Source organism: Nocardioides sp. T5 (assembly GCF_048161455.1).
Classification (GTDB): Bacteria; Actinomycetota; Actinomycetes; order Propionibacteriales; family Nocardioidaceae; genus Nocardioides.
This window is the reverse complement of record NZ_CP182415.1, coordinates 3638991-3660787: the sequence shown is the minus strand read 5'-3', so window position 1 is coordinate 3660787 and position 21797 is coordinate 3638991. Positions and strand designations below refer to the sequence as shown.

Below are 21797 nucleotides of genomic sequence, written 5' to 3'. Positions count from 1 at the left end.
CGACCGCGGCGGTGACGGTGAGCCCTTCCTCGGCGTAGTGGCGGGGGCCGAGCCCCACGCCGACCGCCAGCGCGACGAGGCCGGCCGCCACCGCCGCCCAGGGGAGGCCGCGGCGGACGAACGTGCTCATCGCGGGGGCACCTACATCTCGAACACCAGGCGGGCGGGCACCTCGCCCGCGAGCACCTCGTCGAAGCAGGCGTTCACGTCCTCGAGCCGACGGCCCTCCGTCACCACGCGGGTCAGCCCACGTGCGTGCAGGTCGAAGCAGTCGGCCAGGTCGTTGCGGGTGCCGACCAGCGACCCGATCACCGAGATGCCCTTGAGCACGGTCTCGAAGACCGGGAGCTCGAGGCGGTTGTCCGCTGGGAGGCCGACCAGGACCAGGCGACCGTTGGGGTTGAGGGCGGCGTGGGCGGCGCGCATGGCGGCCGGGGACGGCACCGTGACCAGGGCGACGTCGACGCCCCCAGCGCGTCGATCTCGGCCTGCTGGTCGCCGCGGCCGTCGACGACGTGGTCGGCCCCGAGGTCCTTGGCCGCCTGGAGCTTGTGTCGTCGTGGACGTCGACCGCGATGGTGCGGGACCCGAAGATGCGGGCGTACTGCAGGCCGAGGTGCCCGAGACCGCCGATGCCGACCACCATCGCGGTCTCGCCCGGCTGCGGCGCGGCGACCTTGAGCCCCTTGTACGTCGTCACTCCGGCGCACGTCAGCGGTGACGCGTCGCGCGAGGAGACGGAGTCCGGCACCGGCACGACGTGGCTGGCCCACGCGACGGCGTGCTCGGCGTAGGCGCCGTCCATCGTGTAGCCCATGTAGGCCGGAGCGGTGCAGTAGGTCTCCCAGCCGGCGACGCAGGAGCGGCAGTGGCCGCAGGCGTGACCGAGCCAAGGGAGGGCGACGCGCTGGCCGACCTGCACCGGCAGGCTCGTCGTCGCCGGGACCGACCGCCTCGATCGTGCCGACGCCCTCGTGGCCGGGGACCAGCAGGTCCTTGGGCTTGACGGGCCACTCGCCGCGCGCGGCGTGGATGTCGGTGTGGCACAACCCGCAGGTTTCGATGCGGACGAGCACCTGGCCGGGGCCGGGCTCGGGGACCGGGATGTCGCGGATCTCGAGGGGCGCGCCCAGGCTGGGCACGACTGCTGCCTTCATTGCTGTCTCCTTGTTGCGGATCGACCGGGATGGCGATGAGCAGGGCGCCGGCCAGCAGGAACAGGCCGGCGAGGACGAAGAGGACCGCGACCACGGCGTCGAGGATGGGCAGGCTCGGCCCCGGTGGAGACGTCGGCCGACACGCCGGTCGTGCCGTCCGCCCGCATCAGCACGATGGTCCAGTCGCCGTCCTCGAGGTCCCAGGTCAGCGTGGCGTCGGTGCCGATGGCCTGCGCGACCCAGAACGTCTGGTCGGACGGCGGCGTCGCGGGCGCTCCTCCATCGGTGGTCCGCAGGACGGCCCGGCCGACGCGGAAGTCGCGCAGGGTGTCGCGCGAGACGTCGCCGAGGTAGCCGTCGACGTCCGACGTCGCGGCGACGCCCACGAAGAGCGGGGTGCTCGTGTCCGCCCGGGCGTGGATGCGAACGTCGCCGAGCCACACCGACGGCACCCACGAGGGGGTTCCCTCGGTGTCGACGTCCGCGTCCTCGGAGACGATGGCGTGGGTGCCGCTGACGAGCGACGTCGAGGGTCATCAGGAAGCCGTCGTCACGCTCGGTCGCGTCGGCCAGGGCCAGCGTGCCGCCGGCGCCGGCGAAGGCGAGCCCCATGAGCACGAGCAGGGACCCCACCGTCACGGAGACGATGCGGCCGGCCGTCCAGCCGGTGCGGCCGCCGGTGCCAGGGGGTGGCGGTGCGTACGGCGACGGGGGCAGGGGGCCTGCTGGTCAGTCGGCTGCGAGGTCGGCGGTGCGATCGGCTGCGCGGTCGGGTGCGCGACTGGCGGCGCGGTCAGCGGTGCGATCGGCGGTGCGATCGGCGGTGCGATCGGCTGCGCGGTCGGGTGCGCGACTGGCGGCGCGGTCAGCGGTGCGATCGGCGGTGCGATCGGCGGTGCGATCGGCGGCGCGGTCGGGGCCGGGAGCACTGCGCCGGGCGTGTCGTGGCCTCCCATGTCGAGGCGGAAGGGCGGGTACTGGTCGGTCATCAGCGAGACGTAGCCCGCCACCCGCAGCACCCATCTGTTGAGACCCAGGACGAGGTCGAAGACCTGTTGCGGGTAGCGACCGGTGAAGAGCAGCACGACCCCGGCGACCACGACGAGGACGCCGATCAGGCTGATGCTGATCCAGGTGTCGTCGTCGGCCCCCTGCACGCCGTACGCGACCCCGCCGGCGAACAGGGCCAGGATCAGGTAGTGGGGGATGGCCAGCAGCCACCACTTGACCAGCACGAGGCCGCGGAGAGCCGCTCTCGGGGTAGTCCACGGAGAGGTGCGCGGGGTAGTCCGGCACCTCGGCGAGGGTGAACGGTGGGTAGCGGTCGGTGCCGAGTGCGGCGTACGCGTAGTAGGCGACGCGCCAGGCCCAGCGCATGACGCCGACGTTGAAGTCGAAGATCGCGTGTGGGTAGCGGCCGGTGAACAGGATGGCGAAGAACGCGACCACGCTCAGCACGGCGAAGGCCAGCCACAGGAAGGCGAGCACGACGTAGTGGGGGATCGCGAGCAGCCACTTCACCAGCCAGAGGCCCCGGCTCAGGCCGGGATCGAGGTCGGCGTCGACGTGGACGGGGTAGGCGGGCGGAGCCGTCGAGGTGGTCATGGGGGTCTCCTCTCCAAGGGCGGGACCCCGGGCGCGGGCGTGCCGGCAGGGGCCGCTCCTTCACCTCGATCGTCGCCTCGCGGCCGTGCGGGCGGGCAGGGCCGAAGGGCCTCTCCCCGGGTGCCGGGAGGGGGACCTAGTGCCCTGTCGGCCCGGACGACGCCGGATCCAGACTCGGAGGACAGACCCCAGGAGGAACCCTGCGATGCCCCACGCGCCAGCCCCCCACGCGCCAGCCCCCGCCCGCCCGACCCGGTGCGGGTCCTCGTCGCGGACGTGCCCGACCTCGCGCAGCGGGTCCGGGCCGCCGCGCGGCGGGCCCGCGCCTCGGCCCGCGCCGTCGAGCTCGTGGAGCCGTTCGTGCCGCCGTGCGACCACGCGGCGCGCGCACGCGTGATCCGCCGCATGGACGAGGCCCTCGACGTCGCCCGGCGCACGGCGCCGGGTCTCGAGATCCGGGTGGGCGGCCCGATCGAGCTGCCCCGGCCGCGGCGCACGCCGTGACCCTCGTCGGGGGCGTCCAGGAGGTCCGGGTCGTCCCGGTCCCGCTCACCCGCCTGCACTCGCTGCTCCCGCCGGACCGCATCGAGCGGCTCGACCACCACGTCGGCGCGGCCCGACGGATGCTCGCCGGGCGGACGGTGTGGAACGTCAACTCGACGGCGCGCGGCGGCGGGGTCGCGGAGATGCTGCAGGGGCTGGTCGCCTACGCGGCCGGGACGGGGATCGACATCCGGTGGCTGGTCGTGGCGGGGGACCCCGACTTCTTCGCCGTCACCAAGCGGATCCACAACCGGCTGCACGGCGTCGCCGGGGCCCCGGGTGCGCTCGACGCCGCCTCGCGCGCGACGTACGACGCCACGCTGGCGCGGCAGGCCCAGGAGATCGTCGACCTCGTCCAGCCGGGCGACGTGGTCCTCCTGCACGACCCCCAGACCGCCGGGCTCGCCGCTCCGCTCCGCGCCCGCGGCGCGTGGGTGGTCTGGCGCTGCCACATCGGGTTCGACGAGCACAACGCGTGGACGCGCGAGGCATGGGGCTTCCTCCGCGACCTCGTCGAGCCCGCGCACGCCTGCGTCTTCTCGCGCACGCAGTTCGCCCCCGACTGGGTGGACCGCGCGTGGCTGCGGGTGATCCCGCCGTCGCTCGACCCGTTCAGCCCCAAGAACGTCGACCTCCGGGACGACGAGGTCCGGGCCCTGGTGCACCGTGCGGGCCTGGTGGTCCAGGGTGGCCCGCTGCCCGTGGACGCGAGGGTCGTGCTGCAGGTCAGTCGCTGGGACCGGCTCAAGGACATGGCCGGCGTGCTGGACGGGTTCGCCACCAACCTCGACCAGCTCCCGCCGGACGTGCACCTGGTGCTCGCCGGCCCGGAGGTGACCGGGGTGGCCGACGACCCGGAGGCGGCCGAGGTGCTGGCCGAGTGCCGGTCGCTGTGGCACTCCCTGCCGACGGCGGCGCGCAAGCGCAGTCACCTGGTCTCGGTGCCGATGGACGACGTCGACCTCAACGCACGCACCGTCAACGCGCTCCAGCGGTGGTCGACCGTGGTGGTCCAGAAGAGCCTCGCCGAGGGGTTCGGCCTCACGGTCACCGAGCCGATGTGGAAGAGCCGGCCGGTGGTGGCCTCCGCCATCGGCGGCATCCAGGACCAGGTCGAGCACGGGGTCAGTGGGCTGCTCCTCGACGACCCGCGCGACACCTCCGAGCTGGCGGCAGCACTGTCGTCGCTGCTGGCCGACCCCGCCCGGTGCGAGGTCATGGGCCGGGCGGCCCACCTCCGGGTGCGTGACCGCTACCTCGCCGACCGGCACCTCATCCAGTACGTCGAGCTGTTCGGGGAGCTGCTGGGGGAGGCGTAGCAGCCGGACGTCAGTCCCGACCGGTGGCCGCCCGGAAGGCGTCGAGGGCGGTGGGCAGGGTCGGGAACACGTGCTCGGCGCCGATCCGGTCGAGCACCCCGCTCGGCTGCAGCACGTCGCGCTGGTCCTGCTTGAGCCGGGCCAGCCCCAGCACGATGCCCTCGTCCTCGAGCTCGGCGCGCAGCGTCTCGAGCGCGTCCGCGCCGGTGAGGTCGACCTCGCCCATGGCCTCGAAGTTGAGCACCACCCACTCCGGGTCGTACGCCGTCACCGACTCGCGGACGCGGGTGAGGAAGTTCTCGGCGTTGGCGAAGAACAGCGGGGCGTCGTAGCGGTAGACGAGCAGCCCGGGCACGGCCTCGGCGTCGTCGTAGTCGTCGACGTCGTGCATCCCGGCCAGGTCGGGGACGAGTCCCTCGACCGCGTCGTGGGGCCGGGCCACCCGGCGGAACACGTCGATCAGCGACAGGCTGACCGCGACCAGCACGCCCTGCAGCACGCCGAGGACCAGCACGCCGAAGGTCGTGGCGAGGGCGATGAGCAGCTCCGTGCGCCGGTAGCGGGCGATCCGCACGAACTCCCCGACGTCGATCAGCCGCAGGCCGGCGTAGACGACGACCGCCGCCAGCGCCGCGTCGGGGAAGCTGGCGAGCACGGGGCGCAGCGCCACGACGAGGACGAGTGCGGCGCCGAGCGCGGACAGACCGGCCCAGCGCGACCTCCCGCCGACGGCGTCGACGATCGCCGTACGGCTTCCGGAGCTGCTGACCGGGAACCCGTGCACCAACCCGGCGGCGACGTTGCAGGCACCCAGCGCCAGGAGCTCGCGCCGCGCGTCGATCCGGTCACCGTGCCGGGCCCCGAACGCCCGGGCGTCGATCACGTTGTCGGTGAAGCCGACGACGGCGATCGCCAGGGCCGTCGTGAGCAGCGCCCAGGAGCCCAGCGAGGAGACGGCGGGCAGGCCGATTTCCGGCAGCGCGAACGACAGCGTGCCGACGACGCCCACCCCGTCCTCGGACAACCCGGTGAGGCTCACGGTGACCGCCGCGGCGAGCATGCCCGCCAGCGGCACCGGCCCGGTGGGCCAGAGCCGGGCGCCCAGCAGCAGCAGCGCGAGCGTGCCGAGGCACACCGCGAGGGTCGGACCGTGGATCTCCGACGGGTGCTGCACCAGCCACCACGTCTCGGCCAACGGTCCACCCTCGGGGATGTCGGCAGCGGTGCCGCGACCCGTCTGGGAGAAGATCATCAACCCGGCGATCCCGGCCATGTAGCCGACCAGCACCGGCTTCGAGAGCAGGTCGGCGAGGAAGGCGAGCCCGCCGACCCACGCGAGCACGCACACGGCTCCGACGGCGAGCGCCAGCAGTGCCGCGGTGTCCCGGGGGGACGCACCGGGGACGGTGATCGTCGCCAGCGCGGCGCCCGTCATCAGCGCAGTCGTGGACTCCGGACCCACCGACAGCTGCGGTGACGAACCGAGCAGGAAGTAGACCGCGAGGGCGACGAACGCCGCCCACAGCCCCGCCTCGGGCGGCACCCGCGCCAGCCCGGCGTACGCGAGGACCTGCGGCACCAGGTAGGCCGCCACCGTGATGCCGGCGACCACGTCGCGCCGCAGCACGCGTCCCTCCGGTGGTCGCAGGGTGCCCGGGCTGCTCGGGCGAACGGTCATGGCGCCCTCCTCGGCGCCAGTCGACCGCTCGCGGGCGCACCTCGGTAGGGCCCAACGGCCCTCGCCGCGGTTGTCGACCGACGACGGACCGGTGACACACTGCGGCCATGGACAACCTCACCGTCATCGTCCTCGCCGCCGGCGGCGGCACCCGCATGAAGTCGAAGACCATGAAGGTGCTGCACCCGATCGGCGGGCGCTCCATGATCGGCCACGTGCTCCACGCCGTGCAGGCCGTGGAGCCGACCAGCGTCGTCGCGGTGGTCGGCCACCAGCGCGAGCAGGTGGGGCCGCACATCACCGGGCTGCTGCCGTCCGCGGTGCTGGCGGTCCAGGAGACGCAGGAGGGCACCGGTCACGCCGTACGCGTCGCGATGGAGGCCTCCGGCACGACGAGCGGCACCGTGATCGTGGCCGCTGGTGACACCCCGCTGCTCGAGGGGGAGTCGCTGCGCGCCTTCGCCGAGGAGCACCACGCCGCGCAACGGGCCGTGAGCATCCTGAGCGGCCGGCTGGCCGACCCGTTCGGCTACGGCCGGATCGTGCGCAACCACGAGGGCGACGTCGAGGCCATCGTGGAGGAGAAGGACGCGACGCCCGAGCAGCGCGAGATCGACGAGATCAGCTCCGGCATCCTCGCGTTCGACGCCGAGTTCCTCGTCTCGGCGCTGGCCCGGATCACCAACGACAACGCCAAGGGCGAGTACTACCTCACCGACGCCGTCGGGCTGGCGCGCGAGGACGGGCTCACCGTCGGCGCCCACCTCATCGACGACGTCGCCCAGACCGCCGGCGCCAACGACCGCGCCCAGCTGGCCGAGCTCGGACGCGAGCTCAACCGTCGCATCGTCACCCGCTGGATGAAGGAGGGCGTGACGGTCATGGACCCGGCGACCACCTGGATCGAGGCCGACGTGGTCCTCGAGCCCGACGCCACGATCCTGCCCGGCACCCAGCTCCTCGGCGCGACCGTCGTGCACGAGGACGCCGTGGTCGGCCCCGACACGACGCTGAAGGACTGCGAGGTCGGCGCCGGCGCGCGTGTCGTCCGCACCCACGGCGAGCTGGCCGTCGTCGGCGACCAGGCCTCGGTCGGGCCGTTCGCCTACCTCCGCCCCGGCACCCGGCTCGGGGTCGGCGGCAAGATCGGCACCTTCGTGGAGACCAAGAACTCGACGATCGGCGACGGCGCCAAGGTGCCCCACCTGTCCTACGTCGGCGACGCCGAGATCGGCGACGGCACCAACATCGGTGCCGGCACGATCTTCGCCAACTACGACGGCGTCGCCAAGCACCGCACGGTCATCGGCCGCCACGCCAAGACCGGCTCCAACAACACCTTCGTCGCTCCGGTGTCGGTGGGGGACGGGGCGGGCACCGCGGGCGGCACCGTCGTACGCCGCAACGTGCCGGCCGGCGCGCTCGCGGTCAGCAGCTCCCCGCAGCGCAACCTCGAGGGCTGGACGGAGTCGAAGCGGGCCGGCACCGCCCAGGCGGAGGCCGCGCGAACGGCGCGTGAACAGCAGCAGACGCCCGAGGTGTGACCCCGGGGTTGGTGGTGGCCGGGTTGTGGGTCAGACTTCAGTCAGCACCTCCGAACGAGCCACCCCCCGAGGCTTGACCAGGACAGCGAGGAGTCGCGTCGCGTGACCGGAATGAAGCGGACCACCGAGAAGAACCTGATGGTCTTCAGCGGCCGGGCGCACCCCGACCTCGCCACGGAGGTCGCCGACCTCCTCGAGTGCGGGCTCGTGCCCCAGGACGCGCGGGCGTTCGCCAACGGCGAGCTCTACGTGCGCTACGAGGAGTCCGTCCGGGGGTGCGACGCCTTCGTGATCCAGAGCCACACCGCTCCGATCAACGAGTGGATCATGGAGCACCTGATCATGGTCGACGCGCTCAAGCGCGCGTCCGCCAAGCGGATCACCGTGGTCATGCCGTTCTACGGCTACGCCCGCCAGGACAAGAAGCACCGCGGCCGCGAGCCGATCTCGGCCCGCCTCGTCGCCGACCTGTTCAAGACCGCCGGCGCCGACCGGCTGATCACCGTCGACCTGCACGCCGACCAGATCCAGGGCTTCTTCGACGGCCCCGTCGACCACCTGATGGCGCTGCCGATCCTCACCGACTACGTCAAGCAGAAGTACGGCGACCAGCAGCTCGCCGTCGTCTCGCCCGACGCCGGCCGGATCAAGGTCGCCGAGCGCTGGTCCGCCCGCCTCGGCGGCGTCCCGCTGGCCTTCATCCACAAGACGCGACGCACCGACGTCGCCAACGAGGTCGTCGCCAACCGCGTCGTCGGCGAGGTCGAGGGCAAGATCTGCATCCTGACCGACGACATGGTCGACACCGGCGGCACGATCGTGAAGGCCGCCGAGGCGTGCGTGGAGGCAGGAGCCGCGGGCGTCATCATCGCGGCCACCCACCCGATCCTGTCCGACCCCGCCGTCGACCGGCTGAAGAACTCCTCCGCCGTCGAGGTCGTCGTCACCAACACGCTCCCGGTCCCGGCCGACAAGCAGTTCGACAAGCTGACCACGCTCTCGATCGCCCCGCTCATCGCCCGCGCGATCCGCGAGGTCTTCGAGGACGGCTCGGTTACCTCCATGTTCGACGGCCACGCCTGACCAGCGTCGCCCGTCACGCACACTGGCTGCGTTGTCGTCGGTCGACGGCCCGCTCCGCTCAAAGGCCGCCTTCCCTCCTCCGCCTTGCCATTGCACGCGCCGGACGACGCTGATACGGCGTGGTCCGCACGCAAGCGGGTGTGCGCCGAGGAAGAGCCTGACAACTTCAGGAATCCCCGGCCATCCGGCGGTTCCTGAACATGTCGGCCCGGGCACGGCCTGACATGTTCAGCGATCCCCGGCCAGCCGGGGATCGCCGAAGATGTCAGGCAGTTCAGAGCGTCCGGTCGAGGTCGTCGAGCGAGTCGTTCCACGAGCGGGCGAGGACCGTCGGGACGTCACCCTCGAGGGCGTTGGCGACCGCGGCGCGCAGCTCACGGCGTACGTCGACCGGGAGCGGCAGCACCGGGAACGCGTCGCCGATCACGTCGCCCATCGCCTGGCCGGAGCGGCGGGCGAGGTCGAGGCCGTCGGTGACGTAGCGCTGCAGGTAGGGGCGGACGAGGTCGGCCTGGCCCCAGCCCCAGAACCCGGCGCCGACCGCATCGAACTCGTGGCTGCCCAGCTCGCCGCCCATCAGCTGCGCCCAGGCGGCGGCCTTGGCCTCCGGCGTGGGGACGGCGGCGCGTGCGGTGAGCGCGGCGTGGTGGCCGGAGACCGACCTGTCGCGTTGCTCCTCGGGGCCGATCCACGAGTCGTCCCCGAGCTCGGCGAGCCGGTGAACCGCCGCCCACCGGACGGCCTGGTCGACGTCGTCCCGACCGAGCCAGCCGACCAGGAAGTCGCGGTCCGCGCTGGTCCGGGCGAGCACCCGCGAGGCGCCGGGTGCCAGCACCGGGTCCCCGCCCTCGACCGCGCCGCGGGCGATGTCCGCGACGACGGCGAGGTGGTCGGCCGCGTCGGCGGGTGAGGCGTAGCGGCGGGTGACCGACTGCAGCCCGCGCATCACGCCCTCGAAGACCAGCGGGTGGGTCTCCGGGCGCAGGTGCCGGTCGGCGAGGTCGACGAGCTCGTCGACGCCGATGACCTGCGACTCGCAGAGGTCGATCGCGGTCCACCACAGCATCGCCCGGGTCAGCTGCGACTCGACCGCCGAGAGCCCGGCGGTGATCGCGGCCCACGACTGCTCGTCGGGCCGGACGACCGCGAAGGTCTCGTCACCGGAGTTGGGCACCACGACCCTGCCGGCGAGCTCCTCGAGCCGCACCGGCTCGTCGCCGAGGTGCACGTCGCGGGAGTCCACGAGCCGCATCGCGTCGTCGTACGCCGACACGGTGAGGCGGTGCGACCGCGAGCCCTCGCGTGACAGGACGGGCACGCCGTCGTCGTCGCGCGTCACGCGCAGGGTGTCGAAGCCGGTCGAGCGCAGCCACGCCTCGGCCCAGCCGCGCACGTCCTTGTCGGTGGCCGCGTCGAGGGAGTCGAGGAAGGCGGCCAGGTCGGCGTTGCCGAAGGCGTGGGTGGTGAGGTGCTTGTTGACGCCGGCCAGGAAGTCCTCGTCGCCGAGCCAGTGGCCGAGCTGCGCGAGCGCGGCGTTGCCCTTGGCGTAGGTGATCATGTCGAAGTTGGCGAAGGCGGTGTCGACGTCGACGATCTTGTCGGTGTCCTCCGCGATCGGGTGCGTCGAGCGACGGCGGTCGGCGCGGTAGCCGGCAGGTTTGCGGGTGATGGCCGCCGAGGTCCAGGCGTCGGGGTAGCCCGCCGCGACGCCGGCGACGTCGTAGCCCATGAAGTCGGCGAACGACTCGTTGAGCCACGAGTCCTCCCACCACCTCATCGTCACCAGGTCGCCGAACCACATGTGCGCCATCTCGTGGGCGATCGTCGAGGCCAGCCACTGGCGCTCGAGCTCGGTCGGCGTGCCCTGCGTGAGCGCCTGGTCGCGGAAGACCACGCACCCGGGGAACTCCATCGCGCCCCAGTTGAGGCCGGGAGCGAAGACCTGCTGGTAGTCGGCGTAGGGGTACTCCGGCTCGAAGACCGTCGTGTAGTGCTGGAAGCAGGCGCTGGTGATGCGCCTGAGCTCGTCGGCGTCGCGCTGCAGCTCGCGGCCCTGCGACGCCCGCGCGTGCCAGCCGAACGGCAGCGTGCCGCCCGGCGCGGGCGCGTAGGGCTCGTCCCACGTGACGGAGACCCAGGGGCCGCCGACGAGGGTGAAGAGGTACGACGAGAACGGCGGGGTGGTGCCGAAGGCCCAGGTGTCGGCGCCGTCACCCGACGTGCGCCCCTCGAGCGGCCCGTTGGCCAGGACCGTCCAGTGCGACGGTGCCGTGACGCTCACGGTGAAGGTCGTCTTGATGTCGGGCTGGTCGAAGCACGGCACGACCTTCTGCGCGATGTCCATCGAGGTGTGGGCGCAGACGTAGCGCTCGCCGTCGGCCGGGTCGACGGTCACGGTCATGCCGTCGCCGTCGGTGACGTAGGGCATCCGGGCCGTGACGCGGACCGTGTTGCTCTCGCCCAGGTCGGTCAGCGCGATCCGCCCGTCGGAGTACGGCGCCGGCGTGCCGTCGAGCGTCACGTCGGTGCCGCCGTTGAGCTCGAGGAACGTCGACGCCCCGGGTTGCGTGCAGCCGAAGGAGATCGTCGCCTCGACGCCGAAGTCCTCGGTCGAGGTCAGGTCGAGGTGGAGCTCGGTGTGGACGTCGGTCAGCAGGACGGCGCGCTCGCGCGCCTCGGGGAGCATCAGGGGCACCGGGACACCCTAGTTGCCCCCTCCGTGCCGCCCGGCTGCGCAGATTCGACCTCGCGCGCCACCCAGTCTAGAGTTCACGGGTTGCCTCGGCGAGGGAGCCCGCACGACGGGACTCCGTGATCGACTGGGCCGGACCGCACCCGCTGCGCCGCGCCCCCGATCCGGAGCGCGGCGTTCGTCGTCTCCGGCCCGAGGCCCCCGAACCCCACCACGTACGGAGAAAATCATGTCTGCCCCCGAGAAGATCACCGCTGAGTCCCGCACCGAGTTCGGCAAGGGTGCCGCCCGCCGCATCCGCCGCGAGGACAAGATCCCCGCCGTCATCTACGGCCACGGCAACGAGCCGGTCCACGTCATCCTCCCCGGCCACCAGACGATGATGGCCCTCAAGCACGGCGGCGCCAACGCGCTCCTCGCGCTCGACGTCGAGGGCTCCGAGCAGCTCGCCCTCACCAAGGACGTGCAGATCGACCCGATCCGCCGCGTCATCGAGCACGTCGACTTCGTCGCGGTCACGCGCGGCGAAAAGGTCACCGTCGACGTCCCGATCCACGTCGTGGGCGAGGCCGGCCCCGACACGCTGGTCGTCAACGAGAACACCGTCGTCTCCGTCGAGGCCGAGGCCACCCACATCCCCGAGTTCTTCGAGGTCTCGGTCGAGGGCCTGCCCGCCGGCACCCAGATCCACGCCAAGGAGCTCGACCTCCCGTCGGGCACGACGCTGCTCGCCGACGAGGAGCTGCTCATCGTCAACGTGACCGAGCAGATGTCCGCCGAGGCCCTCGAGGCCGAGCTGGAGGAGGCCGAGGCCGAGGCCGGCATCGAGCACGACGTCTCCGACGAGGAGATCGCCGAGGCGCAGGAGGAGGCCAAGGCCGAGGACGCCGCTGCCGAGGGCTCCGACTCCGAGTGACCCCCTGAGCAAGACCCCTGAGCGGGCGATTCCTGCCCGTCTCCACCGCCGACCGGGCGGTTCCTGCCCGATACACGGGCAGGAACCGCCCGGTCGATGCGCGTGACGGGCAGGAAGCGCCCGATCGGCGATGGAAGGATGAGGACGTGACGACAGACCAGACCGGCGGGCCGAGCGACGTGTGGCTGGTCGTGGGCCTCGGCAACCCCGGTCCGGCCTACGCCGGTCACCGGCACAACATCGGCTACCTGGTCGCCGACGAGCTGGCGGCCCGGATGGGCTCGAAGTTCCGCGCCCACAAGACCGGCCGCGCCGACGTCGTCGAGGGTCGGCTGTCCCTCGGCGGCCCGCGCGTCGTGCTGGCCCGTGGCCGCGGCTACATGAACGAGCTGGGTGGTCCGGTCAAGGCCCTCGCCACCTTCTACAAGGTCGACCCGGCGCACATCATCGCGATCCACGACGAGCTCGACATCGCCTTCGGCACCCTGCGGATCAAGCTCGGCGGCGGCGACAACGGCCACAACGGGCTGAAGTCGATGCGGTCCTCGCTCGGCACGGGCGACTTCCACCGCGTGCGCGCCGGCATCGGCCGGCCGCCCGGACGCCAGGACGTCGCCGACTTCGTGCTGTCCAACTACTCCACCGTCGAGCGCAGGGAGCTGCCGTTCCAGGTCTCCGACGCCGCCGACGCGGTCGAGTCGCTCATCACCGACGGCCTCGAGAAGACCCAGCAGCGCTTCAACTCCTAGCCACGACCCGGCTGCACCGTCCCCCGTTTGGGGCATGAGGTCACCCCTCGAGGCCGCCTAGCGTCGGAGCACGGGACGGACGGGGGACTTCGATGGCACGTGCCGGACCTTCCGGTCTGGGCCGACGCCCGCGGTTGCGCCGCCTGCTGGCGGTCACCGCGCTGCTGGGCGCGCTCGGCGTGGCCGCGGCCGTGGGCCTCAACCTCCACCTCGTCAGCGGGATGGGACGCATCGACGGTGCCTTCGACGGCCTGGATGAGCGACCACCCCCGGCGCCGGGTGAGACGATCCTGATGGTCGGCACCCGCCCCGGTGGCAGCGGGGACGTGTCGTGGCTGCCGGGACAGCAGTCGGTCGAGTCGGTGATGCTCGTCGAGGTGGACCCCGACGGGCGCAGCGCGCGGGTGGAGTCGGTCCCGGTGCCGTACGACGACCTGGCGGACCTGGGTGCCCGGCCGGCGAGCGCCGCGGTGGCGGCGGCGGAGACGACCGCGGGTCGCCACGTCGACCACGTGCTGGCGATCGACTGGCAGACCTTCGCCGAGCTCGCCGCCGAGAACGACGTCGACGCCACCTACCGCTACGGGTCCGCGCCCGTGGACCAGCACGACTACCTCCGCCTGGTCCTGGAGGGCACGTTGCACGCCGAGCTGCGCAAGCAACCCCTCGCGCTCTACCGCGCCCTGCGTACCACCGCCTCCGGCGTCGCGATCGACGACACCTGGTCGGTGGCCGAGCTCGACCTCCTCGTCCTCCACCTGCGCGACCTGCGCTCCGCCGACATCAGCTTCGCCGCGGGCGCCCGGTAGGGCTCCCCAAAATGGGCGAAAGCCCCCGTGCACGGTCCGTCCGGGTGGTCGCGGTCCACAAGATCGGAGCGTGTCGGGCGTGGGGCCCACACGCGAGCCGGGGGAGTGAGATGGCTGTCGCCAGCGTCGTCATACCCGCCCACAACGAGGCGGCCACGATCGGGCGCAACCTGCGTGCGCTGCGCCAGGGCACCGGGGACGACCTCGACGTGGTCGTGGTCTGCAACGGCTGCACCGACCGCACCGCCGACGTGGCCCGTGCCGCCGATCCCGGTGCCCGCGTGATCGAGATCCCGCAGCCCTCGAAGGTCGAGGCCGTCCGCGTCGGCAACGCCGCCACCGACGTCTTCCCGCGCATCCACCTCGACGCCGACATCGAGCTCGACGGCGCTGCCGCGCTCCGCCTCATCGAGCCGATCGCCCGCGAGGAGGTCCTCGCCACCGCACCGCGTCGCGACGTGCCCCGCGCGGGGTGCTCGCGCTGGGTGCGGTGGTACTACGACGTCTGGGAGGCGCTGCCCCAGGTCGAGTCCGGCCTCTTCGGTCGCGGCGTCGTCGTCCTCTCCGAGCAGGGGCAGGCGCGGGTCACCGCGCTCCCGCAGATGATGAGCGACGACCTCGGCATGTCCGACTCGTTCACCCACGACGAGCGTCGCGTCGTGCCGAGCGCCGTCGCGGTCGTGCACCCGCCGCGCACCGTGCGCGACCTCGTACGCCGGCGCATCCGCATCGCGACCGGCAACACCCAGGCCGCCCAGCTCGGCGTACGCCGCCCCGCTTCGCGCACCAGTGCGCGCACCCTGCTCAGCCTCGCCGTCACCCGGCCCGGCCTGGCCCTCCGACTCCCGGTGTTCGTGGCAGTCCACGTCGCCGCCCGGCTCGGCGCCCGCGGGGCGCTGAGGTCCGGTGACTTCACCACCTGGCAACGAGACGAAAGCTCACGCACATGACCTCAGTGTCCAACGCACGTCCCCGGTCCAAGGACCGCGCCCTCGTCGCGCCCACTGCCACCGTCGAGGACGGCGCCCGCGTCGGTCCCGGTGCGCAGGTGTGGGACCAGACCGTCGTCCGCGCGGGGGCGCAGGTCGGCGACGGCACGATCCTCGGGCGCGGCGTCTACGTCGGCCCGGGCGCGCGCATCGGCGAGCGCTGCAAGGTGCAGAACCAGGCGCTGGTCTACGAGCCGGCCGTCCTGGGTGACGGCGTGTTCATCGGCCCCGCGGTCGTGCTCACCAACGACACCTACCCCCGCGCCGTCACGACCGACGGCCGGCGCAAGGGCGCTGAGGACTGGGAACCCGTCGGGGTGACCATCGAGGAGGGGGCGTCCGTCGGGGCACGCGCGGTGTGCGTCGCCCCGGTGCGGATCGGCCGGTGGGCCAGCGTGGGAGCGGGCTCGGTCGTCACCCGTGACGTGCCCGCGCACGCCCTCGTCGTCGGCTCGCCCGCGCGGCGGATCGGCTGGGTGGGCCGCAGCGGCGTCCCGCTCGTCTCGGACAACCGCGACCGGTGGATCTGCCCGGTCACCGGGGAGATCTACGTGGAGGCTGACGGCCGACTGGAGGAAGCACGATGAGCACCCGCACTCCCGGCCCGCTGGGCATCGCCGTGATCGGCGCCGGCTACTGGGGCCCCAACCTGGTCCGCAACTTCGGGGGGTCCCCCGACTGGAGCCTCGAGCTGGTCTGCGACCTCGACCTCGAGCGGGCGCGCCGCGTGGCCGGGCCGCACGTCGAGGTCACCGACAGCGTGGAGCGGGTCCTCGACGACCCGCGGATCGACGCGGTCGCCATCGCCACCCCGGCCCGGACGCACCACGGCCTGGCACTGCAGGCGCTGAGCGCGGGCAAGCACGTGCTCGTCGAGAAGCCGCTGGCCGACAGCGTGACCCGCGGTCGCACCATGGTGGACCTCGCGGACGCGCAGGGCCTGGTCCTGATGACCGACCACACCTACTGCTACACGCCGGCCGTGCAGAAGATGCGCGACCTCGTCGGCAGCGGCGAGCTCGGCCAGGTGCACTTCGTCGACTCGGTGCGCATCAACCTCGGGCTGGTGCAGCCCGACATCGACGTGCTCTGGGACCTCGCGCCGCACGACCTCGCGATCCTCGACTTCGTGCTGCCGGGTGGTCTCCCGACCACGGGCATCGGCGCGACCGGCGCCGACCCCATCGGCGCCGGCCGCGCCTGTGTCGGCCACCTGACGCTGCCGCTCCCGGACGACGGCCTCGCGCACGTGCACGTCAACTGGCTCAGCCCGACCAAGATCCGCCAGATGGTGATCGGCGGCTCGCGCCGCACGCTCGTGTGGGACGACCTCAACCCGCAGCAGCGGCTCAGCATCTACGACCGCGGCGTCGACCTGGCGCGTACGTCGGTCGCCGGGGCCGACCGCGCCGCGTCCACCGTCTCCTACCGGCTGGGCGACACCTGGTCCCCGGCGCTGCCCGAGCGCGAGGCGCTCGGGTCGATGGCCACCGAGTTCGCCGCGGCGATCCGCGAGGACCGTCCGGCGCTGACCGACGGCCGGTCCGGTCTGCGCGTCCTCGAGGTGCTCGAGGCCGCCTCGCAGCGGCTCGCCGACCGCACCCCGACGTCGTACGACGCCCCGCTGCCGGTCCCGGCCGGCCCGCCGCCGGTGCCGCGCCAGGCCGGTGCGGCCACCCCCGAGACCGTGGCCGAGCCCGTGATGGGGGGCGCGCGATGACCGCGCTGGCAGGAGCCACCGCGTTGGTGACCGGCGGTGCGGGCACGATCGGCTCGACGCTCGTCGACCAGCTCTTCGACGCCGGGGCCGCCCAGGTGCGGGTCCTCGACAACTTCGTCCGCGGGCGCGAGGCCAACCTCGCCGACGCCCTCGGGCGCGACGGGGCCGACCTGGTCCTCGTGCGCGGCGACATCCGCGACCGCGACCTGGTGCACGACCTGACCAGCGGCTGCGACGTCGTCTTCCACCAGGCCGCGATCCGGATCACCCAGTGCGCCGAGGAGCCCCGGTTGGCCCTCGAGGTGCTCGTGGACGGGACCTTCAACGTCATCGAGGCCGCGGCGACGACGTCCGGCGTCGACAAGGTGGTGGCGGCGTCCTCGGCGTCGGTCTACGGGCTGGCCGAGGAGTTCCCGACCCCCGAGCGCCAGCACCCCTACGACAACGACACGTTCTACGGCGCCGCCAAGACCTTCAACGAGGGCATGCTGCGCAGCTTCCGGGCGATGAACGGCCTCGACTACGTCGCGCTGCGCTACTTCAACGTCTACGGCCCCCGGATGGACGTGCACGGCCTCTACACCGAGGTCCTGGTCCGGTGGATGGAGCGGATCGACGACGGCCTGCCGCCGCTGATCTTCGGCGACGGCCGTCAGACCATGGACTTCGTCTTCACCACCGACATCGCGCGCGCCAACGTGCTGGCGGCGTCGAGCGGCGTGGTCGAGGGCACCTACAACGTCGCCCGCGGCGAGGAGACCAGCCTGCTGGGGCTCGCCGAGACCCTGCTGCGGGTGATGGGCTCCGACCTGCCGGTCGAGCACGGGCCCGAGCGCGGCGTCAACGGTGTCGTACGCCGCCTCGCCGACACGCGCGCCGCCGAGCGCGACCTCGGCTTCACCGCCACCACCGGCCTCGAGGACGGCCTGCGCCGGCTCGTGGAGTGGTGGCGGCCGCAGCGCGAGCAGATCGCCGCGGGACGTGCCGTGGCGGTGGCGCGATGAGCATCGACCACCGGGCGGAGCAGCAGCTCACGCGCATCAACGTGATGCAGCCGTGGCTCGGTGAGGAGGAGGTCGCGGCCGTCTCCGAGGTGCTGCGCTCCGGCTGGGTCGCGCAGGGACCGCGGGTGGCCGAGTTCGAGGCCGCCTTCGCGGAGTCCCAGCAGGTCTCCCACGCGGTCGCGCTGAGCAGCTGCACGACGGCGCTGCACCTGGCCCTCGTCGTCGCCGGCATCGGTCCCGGCGACGAGGTCGTCGTGCCGTCGTTCTCCTTCGTCGCCACCACCAACGCGCCGACCTACGTCGGAGCCACGCCGGTCTTCGCCGACGTCGATCCCGTCACCGGCAACCTCACGCCCGCCACCATCGCCACGGTGGTCACCCCGCGGACGCGCGCGGTGATCGCCGTGGACCAGGGCGGCGTCCCCCTCGACCTGCGGGCGATCCGTGCCTGGTGTGACCCGCTCGGCATCACGGTCGTCGAAGACGCGGCCTGCGCGGCCGGGTCCACGGCGCACGGCCGACCGGTCGGGGCGGAGGCGGAGATCGCCACCTGGTCCTTCCACCCCCGCAAGCTGCTCACCACCGGTGAGGGCGGGATGCTCACCACCTCACGGGCCGACTGGGCCGACCGCGCCCGCCGCCTGCGGGAGCACGCGATGAGCGTCTCGGCCGCCGACCGGCACGCGAGCGTCCTCGCGCCGCCCGAGAGCTTCGACGAGGTCGGGTTCAACTTCCGGATGACCGACCTGCAGGCCGCGGTCGGGCTGGTCCAGCTGGGCCGGCTCCCTGCGATGGTCGCGCGTCGCCGCGAGCTCGCCGCGAGGTACGCCGACGCGGTGGCCGACCTGCCCGGCCTCCGGCTGGTCGGGGACCCGGCCTGGGGGACCACCAACTTCCAGTCCTGCTGGGTCGAGGTCCTTCCCGAGCACCCTCTGGACCGCGAGCAGGTGATGGAGCACCTCGCCGCCGCCGGCATCTCGGCGCGACGCGGGATCATGGCGGCCCACCACCAGCCGGCGCACGCCGAGCGTCCCCACGCCCCGCTCCCGGTCACCGAACGGCTCACCGACACGACGCTGGTGCTGCCGCTGTTCCACCAGATGAGCGACGCCGAGCACCAGCGGGTGTGCGACGCGCTCGGGTCGGCGTGGCGGCCGTGAGCGGGCTCGTCCTGGTCGGCGCCAGCGGTCTGGCCCGGGAGGCGACCGCGGTCGCCGTCCTCGTCCAGCACGACGGGCCCGTCCAGGTCGTCGACGACGACCACGCGCGCTGGGGCACCCTGCACGGCCTCGCGCCGGTGCTCGGGGGCGTCGACCTGGTCCCCGGGCTGGTCGACCACGAGGTCGTCCTCACGCTCGGCAAGGGACGGATCCGCCGCCGGGTCGCGACGCGCCTGTCGATGCTCGGCCTCGACGCGTCGCGCTACGCCACCCTGCTCCACCCGCGCCTGGTGCTGCCCGGCAGCTGCCACGTCGGTCGTGGCTCGGTCGCCCTCGACGGGGTCGTGCTGACCGCGGACGTGGAGGTCGGCGAGCACGTGGTCCTGATGCCCCAGGTGACGCTCACGCACGGCTGCACCGTCGCCGACTACGCCACGCTCTGCGCCGGGGTGTCCCTCGGCGGCGACGTCGAGGTCGGCGAGGCCGCCTACCTCGGCATGAACGCCTCCGTGCGCGAGGGCGTGCGCATCGGGGCGGACGCCACCGTCGGGATGGGCTCGGTGGTCCTCGACGACGTACCCGCAGGAGAGACCTGGGTGGGAGTCCCCGCCCGACCCATCCGGACAGGAGTCCATGCATGAGCAGCCCGAAGAACACCCAGGTCCCCTTCGTCGACCTCGGCTCGCAGCACGCGGAGATCGCGGCCGAGGTGGAGGCCGGGATCGCCGCGGTCTTCTCGGCCACGGCGTTCGTCGACGGCCCGCCCGTCGCCGACTTCGAGCACCAGTACGCCTCGTTCGTCGGCGTGGACCACTGCGTCGGCGTCGCCAACGGCACCGACGCGCTCGAGCTCGCGCTGCGAGCGGTGGGGGTCGCGCCGGGGGGCGAGGTCGTCATCCCGGCCAACACCTTCATCGCGACCGCCGAGGCGGTCTCGCGGATCGGTGCCGTGCCGGTGCTCGTGGACTGCGACGACGAGCGGCTCCTCATCGACCCCGACCAGGTCGAGGACGCGATCACCGACCGCACCCAGGCCGTGGTGGCCGTGCACCTCTTCGGCCAGCTCGCGCCGATGGAGCGGCTCGCACGGATCTGCGGTGACGCAGGGGTCCCGCTCGTCGAGGACGCCGCCCAGTCCCAGGGTGCCCGGCTCGGCGGTCGCGGCGCCGGTGCGCTCGGCACGGTCGCGGCGACCAGCTTCTACCCCGGCAAGAACCTCGGCGCAGCCGGCGACGCCGGGGCGGTCACCACCGACGACGCGACGATCGCGGCCGAGGTGCGGCGCCTGCGCAACCACGGCTCCTCGACGCGCTACGTGCACGACGTGATCGGGATGAACTCCCGGCTCGACACCGTGCAGGCGGTCTACCTGCGCGCCAAGCTCGACCGCCTCGAGAAGTGGAACGAGCTGCGGGTGCGCGCCGCCACCCGCTACGACCGGCTGCTGGCCGACGTGGACGGCGTACGTCGCCCGCTCCTCGGTGCGGAGGGGCAGCACGTGTGGCACCTCTACGTCGTCCGCGTCGCCGAGCGCGACAGGGTGCTGGCCGAGCTCGGACGAGCCGGGGTCGGTGCGGGCATCCACTACCCCTACCCGGTCCACCGGACCGGCGCCTACGCGCACCTCGGGCTCGGCCCCGGAGCGGCGCCCGTCGCCGAGACCGCCGCCGGGGAGATCCTCTCCCTGCCGATGCACCCGCACCTGACCGAGGAGCAGCAGGACCGCGTGGTCGAGGTGCTCGCCGACGCGGTGGCGGGTGGCCGGTCGTGACCACGCTCCTCGTCGCCAACGACGGCGGCCACCTGATGCAGCTGCACACCCTGCGGCCGCGGCTCGGCGTGGGCGACGACGTGGTGTGGGTGACCCCCCGCACCCCGCAGACCGAGTCGCTGCTGGCGGGGGAGCGGGTCCACTGGGCGCAGCCGTGCCCGCCGCGCGACACCCGGGCGCTCGCGCGCAACGCGATGGCGTGCCGCACGTTGTTCACCGACCACGACGTGTCCCTGGTGGTCAGCACCGGCGCGGCGCTCGCGCTGGCGGTGCTTCCGCAGGCGCGCCTGCGCGGCATCGAGACGGTCTACATCGAGAGCGCCACCCGGCTCGACGCACCGTCCCTGTCCGGCCGCGCGCTGTCGATGGTCCCGGGCATCACCACCTTCAGCCAGTCCAGCGCGCTCGCGCGGGGGCACTGGCAGTTCCTCGCCTCACCCTGGGAGCTCTACGAGACGGCTCCGACCATCGACCGGCCGATCCGGTCGATGGTGGTGAGCCTCGGCACCCAGGACGGCTACGGCTTCCGCCGGCTGCTCGACCGGCTCGTGCCCCTGGTCCCGGCGGACGCCGAGGTGATGTGGCAGACCGGCGGCACCGACACCACCGGCCTCGGCATCGAGGGTCGCGTGCGGGTGCCGTCGGAGGAGATGGCGGCCGCGATCCGGGCGGCCGACGTCGTCGTCGCGCACGCCGGCACCGGCATCGCGCTGATGGCGCTGGAGAACGGCAAGTGCCCGATCCTGGTGCCCCGTCGCGCGATGCACGGCGAGCACGTCGACGACCACCAGCTGACGATCGCGCTCGAGCTCGCGCTGCGCGACCTCTGCGTCTCCCGCGACGCCGACAGCCTCAAGGCGCGCGACCTCGTGACCGCGGCCAGCCGCACGGTCACCAAGGTCACCGACCCGCCCCCGCTGCACATCAGCGGGATGCGGATCCCGCGCCAGCGCTCGCGCGGACTGGGAGTGGGTGCCGTGGCCGCGGAGCTCTGACGTCGTATTCCAAATGGGGGATATCGCCCCGCTCGCTGCCCACTCGGGGTGCCGCGACAACAG

21 protein-coding genes and 3 pseudogenes are annotated in these 21797 nt (G+C 73.1%); 16 read left to right on the top strand and 8 right to left on the bottom strand.

All coding sequences use genetic code 11. The annotated features are described in order from the left end of the window. Positions 1-141: 141 nt before the first annotated feature. Positions 142-444 (bottom strand): zinc-binding dehydrogenase, encoded by a 303-nt coding sequence (locus tag ACNKF0_RS17890; RefSeq protein WP_416954196.1) that lies wholly within the window; start codon positions 442-444, stop codon positions 142-144. A 188-nt stretch (positions 445-632) separates the two neighbouring features. Here ACNKF0_RS17890 and ACNKF0_RS17885 point away from each other — a divergent pair, with 188 nt between their 5' ends. Further along, on the top strand, positions 633-794 hold the full coding sequence (locus ACNKF0_RS17885; protein WP_416958641.1) for a hypothetical protein: 162 nt from the start codon (positions 633-635) through the stop codon (positions 792-794). Positions 795-802: 8 nt separating this feature from the next. Here the strand turns inward: ACNKF0_RS17885 and ACNKF0_RS17880 are convergent. From ACNKF0_RS17880 to ACNKF0_RS17860, 5 genes and pseudogenes are all read right to left on the bottom strand, one after another. Next, a pseudogene (locus tag ACNKF0_RS17880) lies at positions 803-922 on the bottom strand (zinc-dependent alcohol dehydrogenase); the annotation flags it as partial. A 73-nt stretch (positions 923-995) separates the two neighbouring features. Next, positions 996-1157, bottom strand: a pseudogene (locus ACNKF0_RS17875) (alcohol dehydrogenase catalytic domain-containing protein); the annotation flags it as partial. After that, the gene (locus tag ACNKF0_RS17870; protein WP_416954195.1) at positions 1154-1600 is read right to left on the bottom strand and encodes a hypothetical protein; all 447 of its coding nucleotides are present in this window, start codon (positions 1598-1600) and stop codon (positions 1154-1156) included. The pseudogene ACNKF0_RS17875 and the gene ACNKF0_RS17870, both read right to left, overlap by 4 nt. A gap of 192 nt (positions 1601-1792) precedes the next feature. Next, positions 1793-2392: a DUF4389 domain-containing protein gene (locus ACNKF0_RS17865; protein ID WP_416954194.1), complete on the bottom strand. Its 600-nt coding sequence runs from the start codon at positions 2390-2392 to the stop codon at positions 1793-1795. Between the two features lie 133 nt (positions 2393-2525). After that, a pseudogene (locus tag ACNKF0_RS17860) lies at positions 2526-2762 on the bottom strand (DUF4389 domain-containing protein); the annotation flags it as partial. A 276-nt stretch (positions 2763-3038) separates the two neighbouring features. Between ACNKF0_RS17860 and ACNKF0_RS17855 the strand changes: the two are divergent. Both ACNKF0_RS17855 and ACNKF0_RS17850 read left to right on the top strand, forming a co-directional pair. Then, the gene (locus tag ACNKF0_RS17855) at positions 3039-3266 is read left to right on the top strand and encodes a hypothetical protein (protein WP_416954193.1); all 228 of its coding nucleotides are present in this window, start codon (positions 3039-3041) and stop codon (positions 3264-3266) included. After that, the gene (locus ACNKF0_RS17850; protein ID WP_299925780.1) at positions 3263-4624 is read left to right on the top strand and encodes a glycosyltransferase; all 1362 of its coding nucleotides are present in this window, start codon (positions 3263-3265) and stop codon (positions 4622-4624) included. The genes ACNKF0_RS17855 and ACNKF0_RS17850 overlap by 4 nt, the downstream gene beginning before the upstream one ends. Positions 4625-4634: 10 nt before the next feature. Here the strand turns inward: ACNKF0_RS17850 and ACNKF0_RS17845 are convergent, their stop codons facing one another. Further along, the gene (locus ACNKF0_RS17845) at positions 4635-6302 is read right to left on the bottom strand and encodes a SulP family inorganic anion transporter (RefSeq protein ID WP_416954192.1); all 1668 of its coding nucleotides are present in this window, start codon (positions 6300-6302) and stop codon (positions 4635-4637) included. A gap of 107 nt (positions 6303-6409) precedes the next feature. On the opposite strand from ACNKF0_RS17845, the gene glmU reads away from it, so the two are divergent. Together glmU and ACNKF0_RS17835 are read left to right on the top strand one after the other, a co-directional pair. Next, positions 6410-7846 carry a bifunctional UDP-N-acetylglucosamine diphosphorylase/glucosamine-1-phosphate N-acetyltransferase GlmU gene (glmU, locus tag ACNKF0_RS17840; RefSeq protein WP_299925774.1) on the top strand — a complete coding sequence of 479 codons (1437 nt, stop codon included), beginning with the start codon at positions 6410-6412 and terminating at the stop codon, positions 7844-7846. Between the two features lie 111 nt (positions 7847-7957). Next, complete coding sequence (locus ACNKF0_RS17835; protein ID WP_299925771.1) at positions 7958-8929, top strand: ribose-phosphate diphosphokinase; 972 nt, start codon at positions 7958-7960, stop codon at positions 8927-8929. 274 nt (positions 8930-9203) lie between these two features. Here the strand turns inward: ACNKF0_RS17835 and pepN are convergent, their stop codons facing one another. Continuing rightward, the gene (gene pepN / locus ACNKF0_RS17830) at positions 9204-11615 is read right to left on the bottom strand and encodes an aminopeptidase N (RefSeq protein ID WP_416958577.1); all 2412 of its coding nucleotides are present in this window, start codon (positions 11613-11615) and stop codon (positions 9204-9206) included. A gap of 235 nt (positions 11616-11850) precedes the next feature. Between pepN and ACNKF0_RS17825 the strand changes: the two genes are divergently transcribed. The 11 genes from ACNKF0_RS17825 (at position 11851) to ACNKF0_RS17775 (ending at position 21734) form a co-directional block, all read left to right on the top strand. Next, the gene (locus ACNKF0_RS17825; protein ID WP_416954191.1) at positions 11851-12537 is read left to right on the top strand and encodes a 50S ribosomal protein L25/general stress protein Ctc; all 687 of its coding nucleotides are present in this window, start codon (positions 11851-11853) and stop codon (positions 12535-12537) included. Positions 12538-12683: 146 nt separating this feature from the next. After that, positions 12684-13286 carry an aminoacyl-tRNA hydrolase gene (pth, locus tag ACNKF0_RS17820; protein ID WP_416954190.1) on the top strand — a complete coding sequence of 201 codons (603 nt, stop codon included), beginning with the start codon at positions 12684-12686 and terminating at the stop codon, positions 13284-13286. 92 nt (positions 13287-13378) lie between these two features. Then, complete coding sequence (locus ACNKF0_RS17815) at positions 13379-14095, top strand: hypothetical protein (protein ID WP_416954189.1); 717 nt, start codon at positions 13379-13381, stop codon at positions 14093-14095. Positions 14096-14205: 110 nt separating this feature from the next. After that, positions 14206-15045, top strand: a complete 840-nt coding sequence (locus ACNKF0_RS17810) for a glycosyltransferase (RefSeq protein WP_416954188.1) — start codon at positions 14206-14208, stop codon at positions 15043-15045. Beyond that, positions 15042-15671, top strand: coding sequence for an acyltransferase (locus ACNKF0_RS17805; RefSeq protein ID WP_416954187.1), 630 nt, complete (start codon positions 15042-15044; stop codon positions 15669-15671). The genes ACNKF0_RS17810 and ACNKF0_RS17805 overlap by 4 nt, the downstream gene beginning before the upstream one ends. Then, positions 15668-16804: a Gfo/Idh/MocA family protein gene (locus ACNKF0_RS17800; RefSeq protein ID WP_416954186.1), complete on the top strand. Its 1137-nt coding sequence runs from the start codon at positions 15668-15670 to the stop codon at positions 16802-16804. The genes ACNKF0_RS17805 and ACNKF0_RS17800 overlap by 4 nt, the downstream gene beginning before the upstream one ends. After that, positions 16801-17808 (top strand): NAD-dependent epimerase/dehydratase family protein, encoded by a 1008-nt coding sequence (locus ACNKF0_RS17795; protein WP_416954185.1) that lies wholly within the window; start codon positions 16801-16803, stop codon positions 17806-17808. Before ACNKF0_RS17800 ends, ACNKF0_RS17795 begins: the two co-directional genes overlap by 4 nt. Continuing rightward, positions 17805-18968, top strand: a complete 1164-nt coding sequence (locus tag ACNKF0_RS17790) for a DegT/DnrJ/EryC1/StrS family aminotransferase (protein ID WP_416954184.1) — start codon at positions 17805-17807, stop codon at positions 18966-18968. Before ACNKF0_RS17795 ends, ACNKF0_RS17790 begins: the two co-directional genes overlap by 4 nt. Continuing rightward, positions 18965-19609, top strand: a complete 645-nt coding sequence (locus ACNKF0_RS17785; RefSeq protein ID WP_299925739.1) for a NeuD/PglB/VioB family sugar acetyltransferase — start codon at positions 18965-18967, stop codon at positions 19607-19609. Before ACNKF0_RS17790 ends, ACNKF0_RS17785 begins: the two co-directional genes overlap by 4 nt. Continuing rightward, entirely contained in the window at positions 19606-20739 is a 1134-nt protein-coding gene (locus tag ACNKF0_RS17780; protein WP_299925736.1) for a DegT/DnrJ/EryC1/StrS family aminotransferase, read from the top strand. Before ACNKF0_RS17785 ends, ACNKF0_RS17780 begins: the two co-directional genes overlap by 4 nt. After that, positions 20736-21734: a glycosyltransferase gene (locus ACNKF0_RS17775; protein WP_416954183.1), complete on the top strand. Its 999-nt coding sequence runs from the start codon at positions 20736-20738 to the stop codon at positions 21732-21734. The genes ACNKF0_RS17780 and ACNKF0_RS17775 overlap by 4 nt, the downstream gene beginning before the upstream one ends. Positions 21735-21797: the final 63 nt, after the last annotated feature.